Annotated in this window: 6 protein-coding genes; 2 read left to right on the top strand and 4 right to left on the bottom strand. The window is 68.0% G+C overall.

The window, feature by feature from the left end:
- Positions 1-231: telomere-protecting terminal protein Tpg (tpg, locus tag PV350_RS45000; RefSeq protein ID WP_500339115.1), on the top strand; the 231-nt coding region annotated here is incomplete at its 5' end.
- A gap of 318 nt (positions 232-549) precedes the next feature.
- Here tpg and PV350_RS44995 read toward each other — a convergent pair.
- Positions 550-1353 carry a hypothetical protein gene (locus tag PV350_RS44995; protein ID WP_500339114.1) on the bottom strand — a complete coding sequence of 268 codons (804 nt, stop codon included), beginning with the start codon at positions 1351-1353 and terminating at the stop codon, positions 550-552.
- 405 nt (positions 1354-1758) lie between these two features.
- Between PV350_RS44995 and PV350_RS44990 the strand changes: the two genes are divergently transcribed.
- A complete protein-coding gene (locus PV350_RS44990) occupies positions 1759-2325 on the top strand; it encodes a Uma2 family endonuclease (protein ID WP_500339113.1) in 567 nt (188 codons plus the stop codon).
- 254 nt (positions 2326-2579) lie between these two features.
- Here the strand turns inward: PV350_RS44990 and PV350_RS44985 are convergent, their stop codons facing one another.
- From PV350_RS44985 to PV350_RS44975, 3 genes are all read right to left on the bottom strand, one after another.
- Positions 2580-2978, bottom strand: coding sequence for a hypothetical protein (locus PV350_RS44985; protein ID WP_500339112.1), 399 nt, complete (start codon positions 2976-2978; stop codon positions 2580-2582).
- A 46-nt stretch (positions 2979-3024) separates the two neighbouring features.
- On the bottom strand, positions 3025-3363 hold the full coding sequence (locus PV350_RS44980) for a hypothetical protein (RefSeq protein ID WP_500339111.1): 339 nt from the start codon (positions 3361-3363) through the stop codon (positions 3025-3027).
- Positions 3364-3444: 81 nt separating this feature from the next.
- Positions 3445-3819, bottom strand: a complete 375-nt coding sequence (locus PV350_RS44975) for a hypothetical protein (protein ID WP_500339110.1) — start codon at positions 3817-3819, stop codon at positions 3445-3447.
- Between the last annotated feature and the right edge of the window lie 502 nt (positions 3820-4321).

Genomic DNA, 4321 nt, shown 5'->3' with positions numbered 1-4321 from the left:
GCCGCCCCCGGCAGCACCGACGACGCCCGCATCCGCCTGATCACCCAAGCCCTCCCACCCGAGTACGCAGCCCGCCTCTTCGACGCCCAAGAGCAAGGCGCTGGCGAACAGCAGCTGCGCGCGATCGCAGCCGAAGGCTTGCAGGAGATCTACTTCCGCGACCGCGGCCGCCGCGCCGCCGGCCTGGAGGTGGAGTTCACCGACATCGACTACATCGACTTCGAGCTGTAGAGGGGCGGGGCCGCGTTCGGCTGGTAGACACCCCCGTAACACACGAAACGGAAGGGCATCAGCCGGCGCGAAGAAACGAAGTCGGCCGCGAACGGGGGAGGGCCTCCGAGAGTGTGTTCTCGGAGCTCCCCCGTTCGCGGTTTCGATCCGGTCAGTCGTGGGTGCCCGGGGAGAGGCCGTCGTCGAGGACGATGCGGATGGACTCGCCCTGGCCGGTGACGCCGGTGAGCTCGGTTGCGATGCGGTTGTAGACGGTCGTTGCCAGTGCCCAGTCACCCTCCAGCGGGGCGGAGGCGGAACGGGTGTTCCACAGTTCGATCAGGAGGGATATGAGTGAGCGCCCGGACAGGACAGTCTGGATGCGGCTTTCCTGGATGTCCTCGACGGCGGAAGTGGCTGTGGTCGACTGCCAGGGCGGTCAGCCATTCCCAGGTGTCGCGGTGTGCGACGAGGTCGGCGGAAGCGACGCCGGCGGCCTTCAGAAGCAGGACAACCATGGGTGACTCGCGGGTCGTCAGGGCGGTTTTCCTGCGGGGTGTGGAGCGAGGCCTGCGCGGGGTTGCCCGTGCCGTGGCCGCGGTACGCGGCCTCGATGGCGTTTTTGAGAACTTGGTCCTTGTCGTCGCTTCCGGTCGCGGGCTGCGGCTGGTGGCTGGCGCTCTCCATGGTCTCCCCCCGTCGGTCGGTGTTGGGTTCGGCGTACTGCTTTGGGGCTGCGGGCCCTGGCTCAGGTCCGCGGCTGGCCGGTGCCGCGGAATGCCCGGGCGGCTGGTGAAGTGCTTCTTCCAGCTGCTCCTGCGGCTCATCCTCTGCCTCCGGGTCGTCGGTCCGGGATAGAGCAAGGGGGCGCAGTACGTCGGCGAGGTCCAGCAGCTGCCGGAGCTCGCCCCGGGTCTCGTTCAGATCGCTGATCATCCGGTCCTGGCGCCGGCGCACCTCGCGGTTTTCTTCCCGCAGCCCGGTGACACCCGTTTGAACGAGTTCCTGGATCTTCAGGCGGCTCTGTGCGAGTTCGCCGTGCAGAGCGGACAGGCCGATCGTCGGGTCATCGAGACGTTCCAGCTGTCTGCGAGTCTCCTGCAGCTCCTTCATCGCGTCGTCGAAAGGCTGCTTCCACCCCACGTGACCTCCTGATTACCGTGAGCTAACGACTGCTCGTATCTCCCCACAAGAACTCCGTACGACGCGGCGGTTTCCAGCCCTTCCGACCGGAGCATGCCGCGCCGGGGGGAACGGAATCAGGAGTCATGACCGCCGACACCGCGGTGCTGCTCGCGATGCGACGTTCGCTGCCGGGCTGGAGGTGGAGTTCACCGACATCGACTACATCGACTTCGAGCTGTAGGGCCGGGTGCGGCCGGGTAACGCCCCCGTGGTGGTACCGGCCGTACCCGGAGAGCGATAACACTACCTGGATATGATCATGGCCTGCTGGGCTGGCCCGGTGGGGAGCCTGGTCGGGCAGCTGACAGGGATCCTTCGGGCAGGTCACACTGATGGGAGGAACCGTCGGAGGAGGTGAGGGGAATGAGCGTTGCGACCGCTGATCATGTGGGGCCGTGGACCGTCGAACAAGTCCTGGCCTTGCCCGAGGACCGCACCACCCGCTATGAGCTGCTGGGGGAGTCCCTCGTGATGTCCCCCGCCCCCGGCTTCCGCCACCAGCGAGCCTCCCGGCGCCTGGCCAACATCTTGGACGCGGCGGCCCGAGTCGCCGACGAACCGGTTGAGGTCCTGGAAGCCATCAACGTGACGTTGCCGTCCGGATTGGTGGTGCCTGACCTGGTGGTCGTCGACGCGGCCGCGACCGTGGACGACGGGGTCCACCTCGATGCCGACGCGGTGCTGCTGGTGGTCGAGCTGGTCTCGCCCGGCAACAAGACGATGGACAGGAAGGTCAAGCCCCTGCTGTATGCGGAGGCCGCCATCCCGCATTTCTGGCGTCTGGAATTCGAACCCGCGCCGCGGCTCATCATCAGCGAACTGGCCAACGGCCGGTACGTAGAAAAGACCACCGCGCTTGCAGGTACGACCACCCGGGTCTCAGCGCCGTTCCCTGTGGACATCGACCCGGCTGGACTCGCGCGGCAGTAGGTCGTGTGGCGGGTGCGGTGGGAGAAGCGCGTGCTTTGGCTCATGCAGAAGCCGTAACGGCGGATCCGGGGCAGCGCGGCCCAGAGCAGCCAGTGACGTGATGCGCTGGCGAGGGCACGGGGCAGTGCGTTGTCGCACCCGGCCGCGTCCTGTCTGCTCTGTTCAGCGCCGGTCGCGGTCGGGTGCCCGGTTAGGGTCGGCGAGATCGGAGCGCAGGGCGTCTTCCAGCCGGGCGATTCCCTGCCTGACCTTGGTCAGCGGGGCGTCGCCACCAGCTCCCGGTGCGCGGCGTAAGACCCGGGGCTGACCGTCGTCGAGGAACGTGCGGCGCAGGTCGGTGATGGCTGCCCGGACGCGGTCGGGGGCGATGAGCCGGGCTTCCACGATTCCTTTGTGGGCGGCGTCGCGTGTTCCGTGAGCCGGCCGTTGTCGTTGTCCTGCCAGATGGACACGAGTGCGTCGTGCCAGCCGTACATGGCGTTGAGCAGGTCCCGGTAGATCGCGCGCTTGTCGTCCAGCCAGCGCACCCGTTCCTCATGCGTGCGCTGCTCCCGCAGCGCACGCAACTGCCCCCGCTGCGCCAGCCACGCACCGGCGACACCCGCTACGGCACCCACCGTGGTGCCGGCCAACCCCGCCAGCGCGGCATCCATGTCGCCCTCCCGTCACGCGATCGCTATCGAGCACATCGGGGCGCGGTCACGGCTTGCCCGGGAGCGGCGCCACACGGTCGAGGAACGCGGCGGTCTTCGGCCCGAGTCGCCCCTCGGCTCGGAGGCGGGCGTTGGTCGCCAGCATCATCTCTGTCTGCCCGGAGCCCAGCGCGCGGGCTTGGCGCACGCCTTCCTGCGGGGTGGGAGCAGTGCTGAAGGCGTAGAGCGCATGCGCCACGTCGGTCAGAAGTCGCTCATAGGCGGCCACGCGGTCGGGCGCCAGCCGGCCCGTCTCGTACTCCCACGTGATCTCGTACCTGGCCCTGTCCAGCACGGCGCGCGCAGCTGCGCAGGCCTCTTCTTTGGTGCGCAGAGGCTTGGTCATGGCTTCGGGTCCGTTCTTCGCGGCTGGCGGTTGCGGGCAGAGCGATGACGCTGCCGGCCCGCGAACGACTGGACATTGGCCTCATGCCGAGGCTTGCAGCATGTCCTCCAGGTGCTGGAGAGTTTCTTCCTTGGGCGTGCCACACCTGTACTCCAGGACCATGATGGAGGTCCCGCAGTATTCGGCGAGGTCGACCAGGAGATCGAGGAACTCGGCCTCATCGCGGGCGATGGCCTGCCCCAGGAGGGTGACGCCCGGTTCACCCTGGTCCCGGAGCATGCCGGCGACGACGGCCGTGACCGGTGAGCCCTTCCTGTCCCTGCTGACCTTCCGCGCACTGGTGTCGAGGGCCCCCAGGTATTCCTCAGGACTCTGCTGCAGGTGCGAGGCGATGAGCAGGGTCAGGCCTGCCGCGGCCAGAGCGATGCCGGAAGCGAGCATCGACAGGTGCTCCATGCCCCGCTCTTCCAATCGGCCACGGCAGCAATGACACGGCCGGTCGGCAGGTCCATGGGCGTTCGGGCGGCGGCGCTGTGGCTGGCAGGGTCCAACGACGCGTGTAAGAGCTCCATCACGGGGTCGCGGCGCGAAGCAGTCATGCTCTTCATGATTCCGGCTGACCTGCCGGCCGGGGCGGGAATCCGGACACTTGGCCTGCGGGAAGCCGGTGCCGGCCGCATTCGGGGCCGCTGCCGGAGAGCGATGGCACCCTGCTGGCGCGGAGCGACTGGAGGGGCCGTGCTGCCCTTGCTGCAGGCCGGAGAGGCTCCGTTTGGCAATGGGCATTTCAACTGTCTGGGTATATTCAGGCCATGGAGACACGGAACGGCACTGCCTGGCTGACCGCTGACGAACAGCGCAGCTGGCGCATCCACTTGGAGGTCGGCAAGCTGTTGACCCACCGGCTCGATCGCGAGCTGCAGCCGTTCGGTCTCAGGTACAGCGACTACGAGATCCT

It is taken from the genome of Streptomyces sp. PA03-6a (genome assembly GCF_033792765.1).
In the GTDB taxonomy this organism is placed as follows: Bacteria; Actinomycetota; Actinomycetes; order Streptomycetales; family Streptomycetaceae; genus Actinacidiphila.
The sequence above is the reverse complement of the archived record's forward strand: the minus strand, read 5'-3'. Positions and strand labels throughout refer to the sequence as shown.

Coding starts and splice junctions, on each gene's coding strand:
- PV350_RS44985 (WP_500339112.1), bottom strand. CDS start 2,978: ATGGATGCCGCGCTGGCGGGGTTGGCCGGCACCACGGTGGGTGCCGTA.
- PV350_RS44980 (WP_500339111.1), bottom strand. CDS start 3,363: ATGACCAAGCCTCTGCGCACCAAAGAAGAGGCCTGCGCAGCTGCGCGC.
- PV350_RS44975 (WP_500339110.1), bottom strand. CDS start 3,819: ATGGAGCACCTGTCGATGCTCGCTTCCGGCATCGCTCTGGCCGCGGCA.
- PV350_RS44990 (WP_500339113.1), top strand. CDS start 1,759: ATGAGCGTTGCGACCGCTGATCATGTGGGGCCGTGGACCGTCGAACAA.